Genomic DNA, 16,366 nt, shown 5'->3' with positions numbered 1-16,366 from the left:
GATGACAAAAACGGCGGTAATTATAGGTGCAACAGGGTTAGTAGGAAATGAGTTATTAAAAAAGTTACTACAAAGCGCGTATTTTTCTAATGTAATTGCCTTAAGCCGTCGTGCGCTAAGCATACGTCATCCAAAACTCGTTAATCATATAATTGAGTTTGATGAGTTAACTCAATATGCTGCATTATTTAAAGGCGATGTGTTTTTTTCTTGTTTAGGTACTACTAAAAAGCAAGCCGGCTCAATTGCGGCGCAGCGAAGAGTTGATTTTGATTATCAATTTATTGCCGCGCAATTAGCCGCAAGTAATGGTGTGCAACATTACTGCTTGGTGTCATCAAGTGGTGCAAATGCGCACAGCACTAGCCCTTATTTAAAAATGAAGGGGCAACTAGAGCAGCAGGTTAAGCAACTGCCTTTTGCACGTATCAGTATTTTTCAGCCGTCGTTATTATTAGGTAACCGTAAGCAGTTTAGAGTGGCTGAGAAAATTGGCAGTGTTATTTTACCCATTATAACTCGTCTGCCACTTTTAAAACGCTATAAACCAATAACTGGGGAGCAAGTAGCGCAAAAAATGCTGGTTGTGAGTTGCGCGCAGCAGAGCAATTTAGCTTACTATGTACTTGATGAGCTATTTAACCTGAGCTCCGGATAATAAATCTATCTCAAGCAGCTATTTTCAGCGCTAACTGCGTTGAATTTACTTGCAATAGGCCAGCTATTGACGCGTAAATTCGCCTTGTTTTCACTGAAAACTTCTGGCTAGAGAAAATAAATATAATTATAATTCAATATGTTAGTAAATTCCTTAACTAGAGTTTAAGTTATTTAATTAATTAGCACTATTACAAAACAAAAAAGCAGCCTTGGCTGCTTTTTTACTTTAAGCGTATATATTATTCAGCATTTGGCTGAGTGCTAAGTTGTTGCTCTAACAGTGCAACTTTAGCTTCAAGCTCAGTTAGCTTTTCGCGTGTACGGATCAGTACTTGGCTTTGTACATCAAACTCTTCACGACTTACAAAGTCCATCTCAGCAAGCTTGTTTTGTAAAACTTGTTTGGTTTTACCTTCGAGTGTATCGGCTAAGTTTTTTACGCCTTGTGGCATATTACTAGTGATTTGCTTTGCAATTTCTTCAAGTTTTGCTGGATTAATCATGTTCGTCCCTTGGCTGTTGCCCAGAATTTATAATAACTAATATTACCTTATAGCCAGTGTATTTAACACAGGTTGATCTTTATCGAATTAATTAGTGCAATTGCTATGCTCGCTGTAATGGTTACGTTAAAATTGCCCGTCTTTTTAAATCTCTTTGGTCGTTATGAAACTCAATCCTAAACAAGATGAAGCGGTAAAATATATTAGTGGGCCATGCTTAGTGCTTGCTGGAGCTGGCTCTGGTAAAACGCGTGTTATTACTAATAAAATCGCATATTTAGTGAAACAGTGTGAGTATAAAGCGCGTAATATTGCCGCGGTTACTTTTACCAATAAAGCTGCTAAAGAGATGCGTGAGCGTGTTTTACAAACACTTGGCAAGCAAGATGCCAAAGGGCTTTGGGTATCTACATTTCATACGCTGGGTTTAGAAATTATCAAAAAAGAACTTAGTACACTGGGCTTTAAGCCGGGTTTTTCGCTATTTGACGATCAAGATACCAACCAGTTATTAAATGATTTAACCGAAGACGAACTTAAAAATGATAAAGACCTACTCAAGCTATTAAAAATGGCAATTGGTAGCTGGAAAAACGAATTAATTTTACCAGAGCAAGCAATCCGCGAAGCGCGAGAGCCACAAAAAGCATTATTTGCACAGCTTTATGGTCGCTATCAAAACCAGTTACGTGCTTACAATGCACTAGATTTTGATGACTTAATAATGATCCCTACTTTGCTCCTTACTAATAATGCCACCTCACGGATGCGCTGGCAGCAACGCTTTAAATACTTGCTGGTGGATGAGTACCAAGATACCAATACCAGCCAATACCAACTTGTTAAGCTGTTAGTAGGTGAACGCGCCCGCTTTACTGTGGTAGGCGATGACGATCAATCGATATATTCATGGCGCGGTGCGCGTCCGCAAAACTTAGTGTTATTAAGTAAAGACTTCCCCGGGCTTAGACTTATTAAGCTGGAGCAAAACTACCGTAGTGCAGGGCGAATACTAAAAGCGGCTAATATATTAATTGCTAACAACCCGCACGACATTGAAAAAAAGCTGTTTAGTGAGCTCGGTTATGGTGAGCCAATAAAAGTAATTGGTTGTCGTGATGAAGAGCATGAGTCTGAGCGCGTAGTGGCTGAAATTATTTCGCATAAGTTTATGAAACGTACTAGCTACAAAGATTACGCTATTTTATATCGTGGTAATCACCAAGCGCGAGGCTTTGAAAAATCGTTAATGAGTAACCGTATTCCATACAAAATTAGCGGTGGTATGTCGTTTTTTTCGCGCTCAGAAATTAAAGATATTATGGCCTACTTACGGTTGCTGGTTAATCAAGACGATGACAATGCATTTTTACGTATAGTAAATACGCCACGGCGCGAAATAGGCACGGTGACACTTGAAAAGCTGGGTACGCTCGCAAATGAAAAGCACATGAGTTTATTTGCTACCTGTTTTGATAATGACCTAGGTTATAGGCTAAAAGGGCGTGGTTTGAACGCACTTACTGGGTTTGCACGTTGGGTTGTGGAGCTATCAGACAACGCGGTGCGCGGTGATACCCTAGAAGCGGTTAAAGATTTAGTGCGTAACATTAACTACGAAGCGTATTTATACGAGTCATCACCTAGTGCCAAAGCGGCTGAAATGCGGATGAAAAACGTATCGGAGTTATATCGGTGGATCACCGACATGCTAACCGGCGACGCCGATAACGAGCCCATGACCTTGGCCGAAGTAGTGAGCAAACTTACATTACGCGATATGTTAGAGCGTAACGAAGAAGAAGATGAAGCCGACGCGGTGCAGTTATCAACCTTGCATGCATCAAAGGGACTAGAGTATCCGTACGTGTTTATGGTGGGTATGGAAGAGGGCTTGCTACCGCATCAGGTAAGTATTGATGAGGACAACGTAGATGAAGAGCGTCGCCTTGCGTATGTTGGGATCACCCGAGCTCAACAAGAGCTCACCTTAACTTATGCTAAAATACGTCGTCAATTTGGCGAAACATCACAAACAGAGCTCAGTCGTTTTGTACAAGAACTACCACAAGACGATTTAGCATTCGAGAATAAAAAAGCACCTAATAGCCAAGCCGAGCGAATGGAAAAAGGTCAGGCGCGTGTGGCTAATCTACGCGCTATGCTTAAAAAACCTGAATAAATTGGTTAACGTTGCAGTGATTCAGAGTGACTAATAGAGGGTTGCAAGCTACTGTTAAGTGCAGACTGTTTACCGATAAAAAATCCTAGACCGTGTTTATCTAATAGAGCTCTAAAATTTAATATAGCAGGGCCTTTTGCTATTACTTTAGTGTTTTTAATTTTAGTAATGGCAAGTACGCCCTGCAGTTGTAGGTCGTAGCTAGCTTGCTGCAAAATACGTTTACTAAACGTCGAGCTTAGTAGTAGGTAGTCAAAATCAATTTCGCAAAGTAAGTTAAGCTCGCATTTATCTTTAGCAAAATTATTTAACCCAATAGAGTAGCCGTTTAAAGATAACTGCTTTAAATTTTCAATTTGTGTTGCACTAGCATAACGAATTTCTTGCTCGTCAAAGAGTAAGCAAAGCTGTGTTTTGTTTTCGCATTGGCTCAAAGCATCAGTAAATAAATTAAACTCAGGATGGGCCAATAATAAACTAGAGCAAGGTAATAAGCCGACGTTTAAGTTAGCGTTACTTGTTTGTGTGTATGCTTGTTGCAGTAGCTGAAGTTCAACATTAAGATGTTGCTCTTTATCGCAGGCAAACTTTTTTAGAATATCAAAACTGGTATAGCCCAATATAGGGTGCTCGCCAAATGCTTCTAGCAATGACTCAGACTGGCAATTTTCATCAAGAGTAATGATCTCAGAACTTCTAAAGTTCATCGGTAGCTGTTCAAGGTAATGCAGTACTGGTGATTGCTGCTCTGGTATTGCTTGCGTTAATAGCGGGTGGAATAGCTCATAGCGGTTTCTACCTGAGTTTTTAGCGTAGTACATAGCAGCATCGGCATCACGAATTATTTCATCCGTATTTTTATAGCTTTGGTTAGAGTAAGTTATACCAATACTTGCACCACTTTGCAGTGACGAGCCTTTAAAACAAAATGGTTCTGCCATTAAGTTAATGATTCTATTAGCAACATCTTCAGCTTGTTGAGGCTCGGTTAAATGAGTCAATAAAATTACAAACTCATCCCCCCCTAAGCGCGCTAATAAGTCGTGCTCGCGAATACACTGCGAAAATAGCTTACTCACGCTAATTAAAAACTGATCCCCGGCATGATGGCCAAGTTGGTCGTTAATACTTTTAAACTTATCTAAATCAATAAATAATACGGCAAAGTGTTGCTCTACAAAGCGATGATATTCTTGCAGGGTTTTTTCAAGTTGAGTTAAAAATAAGCTTCGGTTAGCTAAACCGGTCAGCGAGTCGTGATGCGCGTCGTGATAAAGCTGCTGCTCTATTTTTTTTCGCTCATCAATTTGCATTTGTAAATGTAGGTTAGCTTGGCGTAACTCTTTAGTTTTTTCGTCAACCCGAAACTCAAGCTCCTGATGACTCTTTTTAAGTGCGATATTAGCTAATTTTGTTTGTAATACTGTAGCAATTTGATGGGATACAAAGGTGATGAGTTCGCAATCATCTTGGCTAAAAATATGTTTATTGTTATACGCTTGGCAAACAATTAAACCAATAACACCTTGTGATGTTTTTAATGGTGCGCCAAGCCAACTAGTAGCCATTTGCTTTTCAGGCACAGGTGAAGTGCGTTGTACTGTGCCATCTTGTATAAGCGCTTTTGCTCTATCGGGATGTATAAGCTGAGTTTCTTCGGTGCTAATTACCAGCTCACTATAGCCTTTAGAAAAACGCCTTGATTGAGGGTTCTTTTTAAATTCATCTACGTAATAAGGAAAGCTTAGCCAGCCAGAATCTTTGTTATAAAGTGCAATATAAAGGTTATCAGCATAGGTTATCGACTTTATAATTTCATGCAGTTGTAAATATACATCATCAATATTTTTAGCTTGTGTTGCCAGCTCCGATATTTTAAATAAAATTTGCTGGCGTTGTAGGGCTCGTTTACGTTGTTCGACTTCAAGGTTAAGCGCTGCGTTACTTTGTGTAAGTGCTTGGGTGCGAATTTTAACTTCGGCTTCGAGTTGCTCGCGCTTTTTTACTCGCTCTATTGCGGTAGCTAAGTACAGCGACATAACCTCTAGTAATTGTATTTGTTGAGGGCTGTATCCTTGCTCTGTGTCGTAACTTTGTGCTGCAAGTACGCCTATAATGCTTTTTTCTTGAAATACAGGCACGCCAATCCAGTGCTCAGCAGGCGTACCTAAAGCTTTAAATAAACCATTATTAGCAGCATCTTGCATTTGTTGCTTAGTAAAGTAGGTTGTTTTACCTTGTTTAAATACATAACCAGTTGCACCTTCGTTAAAACTATTATGCTGATTAAGGGCAATAGCAAGACCATCTTTTTCGTCTGAAAAATAAGAAAGTTCTAATAAGTTTGTGTGTCTGTTGGAAAGTACAACATAAAAACTTTTGCTTGGTACGTACTTTTGCAAAATATCGTGTATAGCGGGATAGAGTAAGGTAAGTTCTGCAACCGTGCTGGCTTGCTCTGATAATAGGATCAGGGCATTTTGTAGATGATGTGCATGCTTGTACTTTTTCAGTAGCGCTTTAAGACGTTTATTTTGATGCGCTAAGTTACTAGGTACTGTTAATTTATCTTCCAATGATGTTAACCAGCTGTGTTTTTATTGTATACTAATTGCGCTTATAATTTCATTTTTAACTATTAGCGTCAAGTATATATTCGTTAAAATAGCGGTTAAAAGTAGATAAAAAGCATTAAAAAAGGCTTACCTTAGGTAAACCTTTTTATTTATTGATTTTAGTAGGCTTTTACTTAGTTGTCATAAAGTTAATTGCGGCACTAATTTCGTCTTCAGAACAATCCATACAAGTACCTTTTGGCGGCATTGCATTAAAACCATTCAGTGCGTGATCGAGTAATACATCATTACCTTTAGCAAGGCGAGGTGACCAATCATCAGCCGATTTAGGTGCGCCTAACGCACCAGTACCGTGACACGCAAAACATGAAGCTTGATATACTTGCTCGCCAGAACGTGGGCCAGTAGGGGCTGCAGGAGCGGCCACTTTGTCACCCTCAAGGTATACAGCACCAATCGGTGCGAGACGTTTTTTGATTGCATCGGCAGTCATAGAGTTATCATATGGCTGTGCGTATGCGGTGGTTGCTAGCATTAGTAATGCTGCAGCTGATAGTTTTTTCATTTTGCCTTGCCCACTTCAATTTGAACGTGATCAATCACGATTGTAAATGACGGAATTTAAAACAATTATAACTCCCCTAAGCAATTTATAAAATGCTAAGAGTAGATTTTATTGATTAAATCGACTAAAGATTGCGTTAACTCAATAAAAACAGCAGTTTACTAAATGGTTAAACAGAGTAACTGTTATTCTAAGTTACAAAAATCTAAATAGATCATATTGCTCAAAAATCAGCTTAGTGCGAGCACTTCACTCACCAGTTTAGCTATTCCAGCATCGGCATCGAGTATAGATTGTGCCAGCATATAGGCTGGTGTTGTTACTAGCTTATACTGCTGATCTACAACAATATCATCTACTGCGCAGGTGACATGCTGAGCACCTAGGGTGTTAAGTGCATTAGCTGTGTCACTATCATTACCTATAGTTAGGTGTGCTTGCTGATAAATAAAAGGAATTAAATTAGGAGCAATACACATATAGCCCGCCGCTTTATTGGTATTGGCAAACGCTTTACAGGCATGTAACACGTCAGCATTAATACTTGCCTGTGGCCCTTTTATAGCAAAGTCAGATAGATTTTTTGCAGCACCAAAACCACCCGGTACAATTAAAGCGTCAAACTGTGTAACGTCCAGCTCAGTAATCGCTTTTACTTCGCCGCGAGCAATACGCGCTGCTTCTACAAGTACATTACGATTATCGGTGGTTTCTTCACCAGTGAGGTGATTAATGGTGTGATGCTGCGCTATATCGGGTGCAAAGCATTGATAACTTGCACCATTTTTTGCTATGTGTAATAAAGTCAAAACGGCTTCATTAATTTCACTACCATCATAAACGCCACAACCGGCTAAAATTACTGCAACTTTTTTCATTTTTTATCTGCTCCGTTTAAGTCGGCAAACTAAAATTTAGTTCGATAGATTAGGGGCTGTTAACCTTTGCGGATTAAAATTTGTTCAAACTAGGAGCGATTTGATCGCGGCGCGAGGTTTGTAACCTAGTAGGCTCGATAACTGCTCCTGCGTTATTCTACTGGCTTACATCTATGTGTAAATAAGTAAAAACAGAGCAAAGCTTTTGCATCCTGCTCATGCCTCTAACAAAGAGTTAATCGCCCCTAGACAGAACCCTTCGGGCAGCGCATGTTTGGTATTAATGCTGCGTTATCGCCTATTTATGGGGAATAACCACACCACATAGGCTCTGCCTTGTCTAAATACCAAACACACTGCTGCAAACTCAACCTTGAAAGATCAACAGACCTTCAAGTTTAACATGGCAAAAATAATCTGTTTGAAAAATTATTTGTATAGTTACTGTTCGCTAAGCGAGTGATCATAGGGTATATGCCATTTGGTGATCAACCACAGTGAAAAAAATTATAAAGGATCGCTATGATCTTTGATCCATTATGCTAGAATGCTCGTCCAGTTATTTAAATGGATGCAAATAATGGCAATGACTAACAGCGGATGTAACGCTTAAAACTTTTTTCCACATTGGTAAAAAAATAATAAAAAAAGAACCTCGTATTATCTTTTTTAGTAAAAACAACCAGTTAACTTTATTTCTAAGCGTTTTTTAATGCTTTGGAAGAATGGCCTGTGGCTGTTATCTACAAAGTTATCCACAGTTTGTTCTGAATTAATCAACATCAGTAGTATTAATTCGCAGTCGTTTTATTCACTGCCTTATGGCATGCTTATAATTATCTTACTTTTTGTATTTAGGATCCAAATTCACCATGGCTCAGATCCCCGAAAACCCACTTATTTTAGTTGATGGCTCTTCATATTTATTTCGTGCTTATCATTCACCGCCACATTTAACTAACTCAAAAGGTGAAGCGACCGGAGCGATATATGGTGTGATCAACATGCTAAAAAGTTTGATCAGACAATATGATCCCTCGCATATGGTGGTTATATTTGACGCTAAAGGCAAAACCTTTAGAAATGACATGTATAGCGAATATAAAGCGAACCGTCCGCCAATGCCAGATGACTTACGCACGCAAATAGCGCCAATCCATCGTATTATTAAAGCAATGGGTTTTCCGCTTATTAGCATTGAAGGTGTTGAAGCCGACGATGTAATTGGTACGTTTGCGCGCATAGCTTCAGAGCAAAAGCGCCACGTACTGGTTTCTACCGGCGATAAAGATATGGCGCAGTTGGTAAATGAACATGTAACGCTTATAAACACCATGACCGACAGTATCTCGGATCCTGTTACTGTAGTTGAAAAGTTTGGTGTGGGCCCAGAGCTTATTATCGATTATTTAGCTTTAATGGGCGATAAAGTAGATAACATTCCAGGGGTAGAAGGGTGTGGTCCTAAAACTGCGGTTAAGTGGTTAGAAAAATACGGATCGCTACAGGGCGTTATGGATAATGCCAGCGAGATCAAAGGTAAAATAGGAGAAAAGTTAGCAGCTGCGCTAGATCATCTGCCTTTAAGCTATCAACTTGCTACTATTAAGTGTGATGTTGAGGTTGAGTCGGATCTTGATACCTTTAAGTTACAAGAGCCCAATAAAGATGAGCTAATTGCGCTTTATGGTGAATGTGAATTTCGTCGTTGGTTAGCTGAGTTACTCGATAACCCTAAAGATACCGAAACACACTTAGCTGTTCCCACTGAGGCTAACGAAGTACCAAAAGTAGCAGAGGCACAATACGAAACTATTTTAACCGAGAGCCAGTTTGATGCATTAATAGAGCAGCTAAATGATGCTGAGCTATTTGCCTTTGATACAGAAACAACCAGCCTTGATTACATGCAAGCACAGTTAGTAGGTATGAGCTTTGCGGTAAAAGCCGGTGAAGCTGCTTATTTACCCGTTGCTCACGACTATCCGGGTGCACCTGAGCAACTAAGCCTTGAGTTTGTAATGCAAAAATTAGGACCTATTCTAGCCGATGCCAAAAAAGCTAAAGTAGGGCAAAACCTTAAATACGATAAAAGCGTATTAGCAAATGCGGGTTATGAATTAAACGGTATTAAGTTTGATACCATGCTTGAATCGTATGTGCTTAACAGTGTGGGTACGCGCCATGATATGGATTCACTGGCACTTAAATTTTTAGGCCATAAAAATATCAGCTTTGAAGATATTGCTGGTAAAGGTAAAAAGCAACTTACTTTTAATCAAGTAGAGCTAGATAAAGCCGGCCCCTATGCCGCTGAAGATGCAGATATTACGCTGCGTTTACACCAAGTTTTATGGCCAAAATTAGCCGCTGACGAAAAACTAAAATCAGTATTCGAAGATATAGAAATGCCACTGGTTAATGTTATTTCTGATATTGAACGCACTGGTGTAGCAATAGACAGCAAAATGCTTGCTGCGCACAGCCAACGCTTAGGCGAGCGTTTATTGGAGCTGGAAAAAGAAGCGTATGAAATAGCGGGTGAACCATTTAATTTAAGTTCTCCAAAACAACTACAAGTATTGTTGTTTGAAAAACTGGAACTGCCAATAATTAAAAAAACGCCTAAAGGCGCGCCTTCTACCGCAGAAGAAGTATTACAAGAATTAGCGCACGACTATCCACTGCCTAAAGTAATTATTGAGCACCGTGGTTTATCAAAGCTTAAATCAACCTATACCGACAAATTACCGTTAATGGTTAACGAGAAAACGCAGCGTGTGCATACCTCGTATCATCAAGCCGTAACGGCAACTGGGCGTTTAAGTTCAACCGATCCTAATTTACAAAATATTCCAATTCGCTCAGAAGAAGGGCGTCGTATTCGTGAAGCGTTTATAGCGGCCGATGGCTATAAAATTGTCGCTGCCGATTATAGCCAAATTGAGCTACGTATAATGGCGCATCTTTCACAAGATAAAGGTTTATTAAGTGCGTTCGCTAATGGTTTAGACGTGCACAGTGCCACTGCAGCAGAAGTATTTGGTGTAAGTTTAGAAGAAGTGACCAGCGATATGCGTCGTAAAGCTAAAGCGGTTAACTTTGGCTTAATTTATGGCATGTCGGCATTTGGTTTAGCACGTCAGCTGGATGTGCCACGCCATGAAGCGCAGCATTATATTGATAAATATTTTGAGCGTTTCCCAGGTGTTTTAGAGTATATGGAAACAACGCGTGAAAAGGCCGCTGAAAGCGGTTATGTAGAGACTATTTTTGGACGCCGTTTATATTTACCAGAAATAAAAGCCCAAAATGGTGCACGAAGAAAAGGAGCTGAGCGCGCAGCAATCAATGCGCCAATGCAAGGCACTGCTGCCGATATCATTAAAAAGGCAATGTTAAGTGTACACAGTTGGGTATACGAGCAAGCTCCCAATACCGTTAAGCTATTAATGCAAGTACACGATGAGTTGGTATTTGAAATTAAAACAGACTGTGTTGATGCTTACACAAAGCATATTTGCGAACTAATGTCGCAAGCGGCTACTCTTGATGTACCACTTATAGTTGAAGCTGATGAAGGCGACAACTGGGAACAGGCTCACTAAGTTTATATAATAAAATGACAAAAAAGTGCCTAAGGGCACTTTTTTTATGTCAGTTTAAAAATATTAATTACTTAAATAAATAGCCGCATTAGTTACATAAAAGTTAACTAAAGAAAAGACCGATGTTAAATCATAAGGTGTTGGCAAATATACACAAATTATCTAGAATTTTATTGTACTAGTGCGCTGGCTTTTGTTAAAGTCGCGCCGTCCTCATCCTGTAGGACATCCTGTTGATGATGCATCTGCGAAGATGCAATTATTCATAGCTTCTCCCCAGTTTGCTATACCGGCCTATCATATATTTGATGGGCCGTTTTTTATTCCTAACCTTAATTATTCCCCATTTATTATTCTATAATTACACTTAATCCTTTAGGTGATACCATCATAAGCTCATAAAAAGTACTTTCTATTCATTTGTGGTTCTAATGAATGGGGTATTGTTCATTTATAGAAGGAATTCGTCATGTTTAAAGCATTAGCTATTGCAGGTTTGTCGTTATCAAGTTTAGTTATTTCTAATATCGCTCAGGCCGATTGGCAGTTAGTAAACGATAAAAGCCAATTAAGCTTTGTTTCTATCAAAAAAAATAGTATTGCTGAAGCAAATCACTTTACTAATATTGAAGGCAAGTTATCAGATAAAGGTGAGTTTAGTGTAAATGTAGACTTAACCTCGGCAGAAACACTGATCCCCATTCGTAATGAGCGTTTAACAAAATTATTATTTGAAGCCGATACATTTGCAAATGCCATATTAACCGCAGATCTAGCATCGCAGCTCAGCAGTATTAAAAAACCTGGCCAGTATGTGCTTAAAGGGATTAATGCGGAACTTGATTTTCATGGTAATAAAAAGCCGCTTACTATAGATGTGCTGGTTAGCAGTGCAGAAAATGGTGATTTAAGTGTGTCTTCTTTCAGTCCTATTATTATTAATAGTAATGATTTTGCAATTACAGAGGGCATTATGGAATTACAAAAATTAGCGGGTTTACCGTCAATTGCGACTGCCGTACCTGTTACTTTTGCACTGACATTTAAAAAGCAGTGATTTCCCTTAGCCAACTAAGCAAGCAATTAAGCGAGCCAAGCAAACCCTTTGATAGTTGGCAACCAACTCACTGTGGATCATTGCCAATGGTTATTAACGACCAAGGGCAATGGTTTTATGCTGGCAGTGAAATAACACGCCCGGCTATGGTAAAGCTGTTTGCCTCGGTATTGTGTAAAGAGGGTGAGCAGTTTTATTTAAAAACGCCGGTCGAAAAAATAGCCATCACGGTTGAAGGCGCCCCCTTTATTATTGTTGCCTGGCGATTTGAAAATACCGAGCAAGGACAAGTGCTTTGTTGTATAGATAACCTAGACAGACAATGGCTCATCAGTGCTGAGCAACCTATATATATACAAGACTACAAAGATGCAGCCGTGCCTTATATACAACTCCCTTNCTATATATATACAAGACTACAAAGATGCAGCCGTGCCTTATATACAACTCCCTTATGGGTGCTGTGCACGCGTGGCAAGAAGTGTATTTTATCAATGGGCAGAAATAGCCCAGACAGACAAACAGGGTTATTTTATAACATCTGCCGGGGAGCCGTTTTATTTATCCTAAACTCGAGTAATAGCGGATAATAATGGCTTAGGTTTGTAATGCGCGCGCGGCAAGAAGTGTATGTTATTAATGCAATGGGCAGAAATAGCCCAGACAGACAAACAGGGTTATTTTATAACATCTGCCGGGGAGCCGTTTTATTTATCCTAAACTCGGGTAATAGCGGATAATAATGGCTTAGGTTTGTAATGCGTGCGTGGCAAGAAGTGTATGCTATTAATGCAATAGGCTGAAATAGCCGAGACAGATAAGCTCGGCTATTTATCGAATGTGTAAGCTTTTAAGCCTTGCAGAATAAATTAGCTTGCTGGGTTAGTGTCATCGTTAAGTATTTTTTCAGCAGGTGGTACCGCTACAACTGGGCCTAAAAACCATTCATCAAGTTTTTTGGCAACGTCTGGCAAGCCAGTACCTTTTAGTGATGAAAATGCATGTACCGTAATATCACCATCAAGGGCGCTTAATTCACGGCGAACTTTAAGTACTTGTGATTGACGCGGACCTTGTTTAAATTTGTCTGCTTTAGTTAATAGCGCTAAAACAGGAATTTCACTGCTAATAGCCCAATTAATTAAATCACGGTCTAAATCTTTTAATGGATGACGAATATCCATTAAAATTACAATACCTTTTAAACTCTGACGCTTTTGTAAATATTCGCCTAGCGACTTCTGCCATTTCTTTTTCATTTCAATTGGCACTTTAGCAAAGCCATAGCCTGGTAAATCGATAAGGCGCATGTCATCAACATCAGCAAGTTCAAAGGTATTTATTAGCTGAGTACGTCCAGGAGTTTTACTGGTACGCGCTAATTTTTGGTCGGTAAGTGCATTAAGAGCACTTGATTTACCTGCATTGGAGCGACCGGCAAACGCAACTTCAATTCCCGTATCAGCAGGTAATTTAGTAATGTCTGGAGCGCTTGTAACGAAAGACGCGGTATTATATTTGATACGAGATTTGAGCACGGGCTCTCCTAAAACTTAAAAATGATCACATTGAGCTAAATTCGCTCATGGGGCGTATTTTATACTATAAAGGAGTTATTAAAAAGCTGTTAAACCACCATATACAGCACATTTAAACCAAGTTAAAGCTTAACCTAAGGCAAAACCCTATAAATTATAAGTTTAATATGAGTAGAAAACGTGCCAGAGAATTTATTATCGTGTAGAATATAAAAATCACAACATCCATATTGTAGATGATACAGGGTCGGAAACAGAGAATTCACCATGAAAAAAATAGCACTATCTTTAACTATATTGCTTGGTGCGTTGTCAGCAAGCAACGCAACAGCATTTGAAGGCGATGTAAACGCAGGTAAAGAAAAATCAGTAACGTGTGCGGCTTGTCACGGCCCAGACGGTAATGCACCGATTAATATCTATCCTAAGCTTGCGGGTCAACATGCCGATTATATTTATAAGCAACTTCAAGACTTAAAACTAGGTATGACCTCAGGTGGCAAAAAAGGTCGTATGGATCCGGTTATGAGCGCAATGGCTATGCCATTAAGCGAACAGGATATGAAAGATTTGTCGGCTTATTTTGCATCACTAAACATGAGCGAAGAAGCTACGCCTAAAGACGTAGTTGAAACCGGTAAAATACTTTACAAAGCAGGTGATGCAGATCGTGGTATTCCAGGATGTGCTGCATGTCATGGCCCTCGTGGTAATGGCTCGTCACTTGCAAAATTTCCAAAAGTTTCTTTTCAGCATCCAGGTTACGTTAAAGCGCAACTTGAAAAATTTCGTGATGGCACACGCCAAAATGATTTAAATGGTGTGATGCAAGATATTGCAAAGAAATTAACAGATAAAGACATTGAAGTACTTTCGCAGTACTTAGGTGGCTTACACTAAAGTTGTATTTATTTAATTATTATTAATGTAATAAACTACAATATGTACAAAAAAGCAGCTTAGGCTGCTTTTTTTGTGCTTAAAATTACTTTTATAGTCTTTATTCATGTAAGACATTGACCATGCATAGCTGTGAGATAAGTCTTATTTTAAAAAACATTAAATTGTTAACTTGATGTAATGTAATGGTTTTTGTGTTTTTTGTTATAATCCTTTTAATAAAAGATATATAAATTAGTTGTAACAAAATTATTAACAGGTACATTAACCCCTGTCGCAAAAAACAATAACAAAATGGAATAAGCTATAAGGACAGTAGCGCGACACGACTACATAGCACAAATTGGTGCTAGCAAAGGAAATAACAAAAAAGCGTTAGGAAGACCGAAAATAATAAAAACTCATGGAAGTTTAATAATAAAAACAAAATGGAATGCTACACGGAAGGTAAAAATAATAATAATAGGGATAGGTAAAAATAATAACAATAATAAAGACTAAAAAGTCGAAGGGAGAAGTGTCCAGATAATGGCGCTCAGATTAGTAGGCGGTAGAGATGTTTTCTCTACCGCCTTTTTATTTGTCCTGTTACAATAGCCACCGTTTAAAAACGAGCAGTAAGCTGTTTTAAGCGCTAAATAGAGAAACCCAGCCTCTAAAAGCGCAAACTGAATTCTTCTGGCTAGGCCAGCATTGCGATGCCCATTGATTTGCGCCTCGCCCAAAACCTCTTAAGTGAGATGATCAAGATATGAGTAGAACTAAAAAGTCACGCAAAAGCCCAGCAAATGGACCAGTACGTTTAAGCCAAGATAAGCTTAAAGAAATGCGTGCATTAAAAGAGCAACGTGTTAAAAAAACCAAAGGTGCTAAGCCTGGATCTCGTAATACCCCTGAGCTATTAAATGATGATAGCCAAAAAAGTAACACGGGAACTAAAGATAAACGCATTGGCAGTAAAAAACCTGTGCCATTAATAGCTGTTGCAGCTGCACCTAAAGTAGAAATAAAACGTAACTTAAAGCCAACTGTTGAGCTTAAAAAGTCAGCAGAGCCAGAGTTTACGCCTGAGCAAGAGCTAGAAGCACTTGAAAATGATGAGCGCTTACTTAAATTAGTAGAGCGTCATGAAAATGGCGAAATGCTAACGGGTAAAGATGCTAAGTACTTTAATAGTCGTATTGCTCGTCATCAAGCATTGTGTAAATTGCTTGGTATCGAGGATGAAGATGAAGAAGAGTTTGAAGATGACTTTAGCGAAGAAAGTAATTCAGACTTCGATCAGTATTTATCGAACGATCTTGCTAACGAATGGTTAGACGAAGAAGACAAGTAATAAGGGTTATTAAATGAGTACAGCGGTGATCTTAGCCTTATTTGTAGGTGCTGCTATTATAGTGGGCTTAGCATTTTATGCGGGTCAGTTGCTTTATAAGTTAAGCGCGCAAAAAAAACTGATTGTTAAAAAGCAGGCTGAGCAACAGCAAAAGCTTAAGCAGTCGCGTTTAAAGCGTAACGCCAAATTAGCCGACAGCATTCATTTAATCGCGCGTGCAATGCATGAACAGCAGTGTGAGTTTTCAGAAGGCTGTTTACGTATTTGGGTACTTATGTCGCAATATGGTTTTGAAGACGAGCAAGATTTAACGACAAAATACTCGGGCATTTATAAAATGTACCAAGTAGTTAAAGAAATGCCGACTCATGATGCGCGTAAAAAATATACCAAAAAAGAAATATTTAAGTTAGATACAGCTCGCTGGCGTGCCGAAGAGACACATAAAGATGAGATTATAGCTGACTGCGCTAAAATTATTATTGAGTTTAAAGCCGCCCCTGGCAGCGAAAACGTGGTATTTAATTAATCAGCGTTTAAATAATTTAAAGCACAAAATACAA

General features: G+C 39.0%; 12 protein-coding genes and 1 pseudogene. 8 read left to right on the top strand and 5 right to left on the bottom strand.

All coding sequences use genetic code 11. The features are described from left to right. Position 1 precedes the first annotated feature (1 nt). Positions 2-658, top strand: coding sequence for an NAD(P)H-binding protein (locus I6E78_RS01690; protein WP_086994733.1), 657 nt, complete (start codon positions 2-4; stop codon positions 656-658). Between the two features lie 241 nt (positions 659-899). Here I6E78_RS01690 and ubiK read toward each other — a convergent pair whose 3' ends face one another. Next, positions 900-1,163, bottom strand: a complete 264-nt coding sequence (gene ubiK / locus I6E78_RS01685) for a ubiquinone biosynthesis accessory factor UbiK (protein WP_086994730.1) — start codon at positions 1,161-1,163, stop codon at positions 900-902. 163 nt (positions 1,164-1,326) lie between these two features. On the opposite strand from ubiK, the gene rep reads away from it, so the two are divergent. After that, positions 1,327-3,345 (top strand): DNA helicase Rep, encoded by a 2,019-nt coding sequence (gene rep, locus I6E78_RS01680; RefSeq protein ID WP_182683853.1) that lies wholly within the window; start codon positions 1,327-1,329, stop codon positions 3,343-3,345. 5 nt (positions 3,346-3,350) lie between these two features. Here the strand turns inward: rep and I6E78_RS01675 are convergent, their stop codons facing one another. The 3 genes from I6E78_RS01675 to elbB form a co-directional block, all read right to left on the bottom strand. Continuing rightward, entirely contained in the window at positions 3,351-5,921 is a 2,571-nt protein-coding gene (locus tag I6E78_RS01675; RefSeq protein ID WP_197181839.1) for a bifunctional diguanylate cyclase/phosphodiesterase, read from the bottom strand. Positions 5,922-6,090: 169 nt separating this feature from the next. Next, positions 6,091-6,486 (bottom strand): c-type cytochrome, encoded by a 396-nt coding sequence (locus I6E78_RS01670; protein WP_041454600.1) that lies wholly within the window; start codon positions 6,484-6,486, stop codon positions 6,091-6,093. Between the two features lie 230 nt (positions 6,487-6,716). Next, positions 6,717-7,364 carry an isoprenoid biosynthesis glyoxalase ElbB gene (gene elbB, locus I6E78_RS01665; protein ID WP_089368823.1) on the bottom strand — a complete coding sequence of 216 codons (648 nt, stop codon included), beginning with the start codon at positions 7,362-7,364 and terminating at the stop codon, positions 6,717-6,719. 872 nt (positions 7,365-8,236) lie between these two features. Here elbB and polA point away from each other — a divergent pair. From polA to I6E78_RS18875, 3 genes and pseudogenes are all read left to right on the top strand, one after another. Beyond that, entirely contained in the window at positions 8,237-10,972 is a 2,736-nt protein-coding gene (polA, locus tag I6E78_RS01660) for a DNA polymerase I (RefSeq protein WP_086994718.1), read from the top strand. Positions 10,973-11,441: 469 nt separating this feature from the next. Then, a complete protein-coding gene (locus tag I6E78_RS01655) occupies positions 11,442-12,029 on the top strand; it encodes a YceI family protein (RefSeq protein ID WP_011329398.1) in 588 nt (195 codons plus the stop codon). Then, positions 12,026-12,599: pseudogene (locus tag I6E78_RS18875) on the top strand (DUF1285 domain-containing protein). Before I6E78_RS01655 ends, I6E78_RS18875 begins: the two are co-directional and overlap by 4 nt. 299 nt (positions 12,600-12,898) lie before the next feature. On the opposite strand, the gene yihA reads toward I6E78_RS18875, so the two are convergent. Next, complete coding sequence (yihA, locus tag I6E78_RS01645; protein ID WP_058374289.1) at positions 12,899-13,567, bottom strand: ribosome biogenesis GTP-binding protein YihA/YsxC; 669 nt, start codon at positions 13,565-13,567, stop codon at positions 12,899-12,901. 267 nt (positions 13,568-13,834) lie between these two features. Here yihA and I6E78_RS01640 point away from each other — a divergent pair, with 267 nt between their 5' ends. The 3 genes from I6E78_RS01640 (at position 13,835) to I6E78_RS01630 (ending at position 16,332) form a co-directional block, all read left to right on the top strand. Further along, a complete protein-coding gene (locus I6E78_RS01640) occupies positions 13,835-14,467 on the top strand; it encodes a c-type cytochrome (protein ID WP_011329395.1) in 633 nt (210 codons plus the stop codon). 751 nt (positions 14,468-15,218) lie between these two features. Continuing rightward, positions 15,219-15,803 (top strand): Der GTPase-activating protein YihI, encoded by a 585-nt coding sequence (gene yihI, locus I6E78_RS01635; RefSeq protein ID WP_011329394.1) that lies wholly within the window; start codon positions 15,219-15,221, stop codon positions 15,801-15,803. A gap of 13 nt (positions 15,804-15,816) precedes the next feature. Then, positions 15,817-16,332, top strand: a complete 516-nt coding sequence (locus I6E78_RS01630; RefSeq protein ID WP_011329393.1) for a DUF2489 domain-containing protein — start codon at positions 15,817-15,819, stop codon at positions 16,330-16,332. Positions 16,333-16,366: the final 34 nt, after the last annotated feature.

The sequence above is a fragment of the Pseudoalteromonas sp. NZS127 genome (assembly GCF_015864805.1).
In the GTDB taxonomy this organism is placed as follows: Bacteria; Pseudomonadota; Gammaproteobacteria; order Enterobacterales; family Alteromonadaceae; genus Pseudoalteromonas; species Pseudoalteromonas nigrifaciens.
The sequence above is the reverse complement of the archived record's forward strand: the minus strand, read 5'-3'. Positions and strand labels throughout refer to the sequence as shown.

Coding starts and splice junctions, on each gene's coding strand:
- I6E78_RS01690 (WP_086994733.1), top strand. CDS start 2: ATGACAAAAACGGCGGTAATTATAGGTGCAACAGGGTTAGTAGGAAAT.
- ubiK (WP_086994730.1), bottom strand. CDS start 1,163: ATGATTAATCCAGCAAAACTTGAAGAAATTGCAAAGCAAATCACTAGT.
- rep (WP_182683853.1), top strand. CDS start 1,327: ATGAAACTCAATCCTAAACAAGATGAAGCGGTAAAATATATTAGTGGG.
- I6E78_RS01670 (WP_041454600.1), bottom strand. CDS start 6,486: ATGAAAAAACTATCAGCTGCAGCATTACTAATGCTAGCAACCACCGCA.
- elbB (WP_089368823.1), bottom strand. CDS start 7,364: ATGAAAAAAGTTGCAGTAATTTTAGCCGGTTGTGGCGTTTATGATGGT.
- polA (WP_086994718.1), top strand. CDS start 8,237: ATGGCTCAGATCCCCGAAAACCCACTTATTTTAGTTGATGGCTCTTCA.
- I6E78_RS01655 (WP_011329398.1), top strand. CDS start 11,442: ATGTTTAAAGCATTAGCTATTGCAGGTTTGTCGTTATCAAGTTTAGTT.
- I6E78_RS01640 (WP_011329395.1), top strand. CDS start 13,835: ATGAAAAAAATAGCACTATCTTTAACTATATTGCTTGGTGCGTTGTCA.
- yihI (WP_011329394.1), top strand. CDS start 15,219: ATGAGTAGAACTAAAAAGTCACGCAAAAGCCCAGCAAATGGACCAGTA.
- I6E78_RS01630 (WP_011329393.1), top strand. CDS start 15,817: ATGAGTACAGCGGTGATCTTAGCCTTATTTGTAGGTGCTGCTATTATA.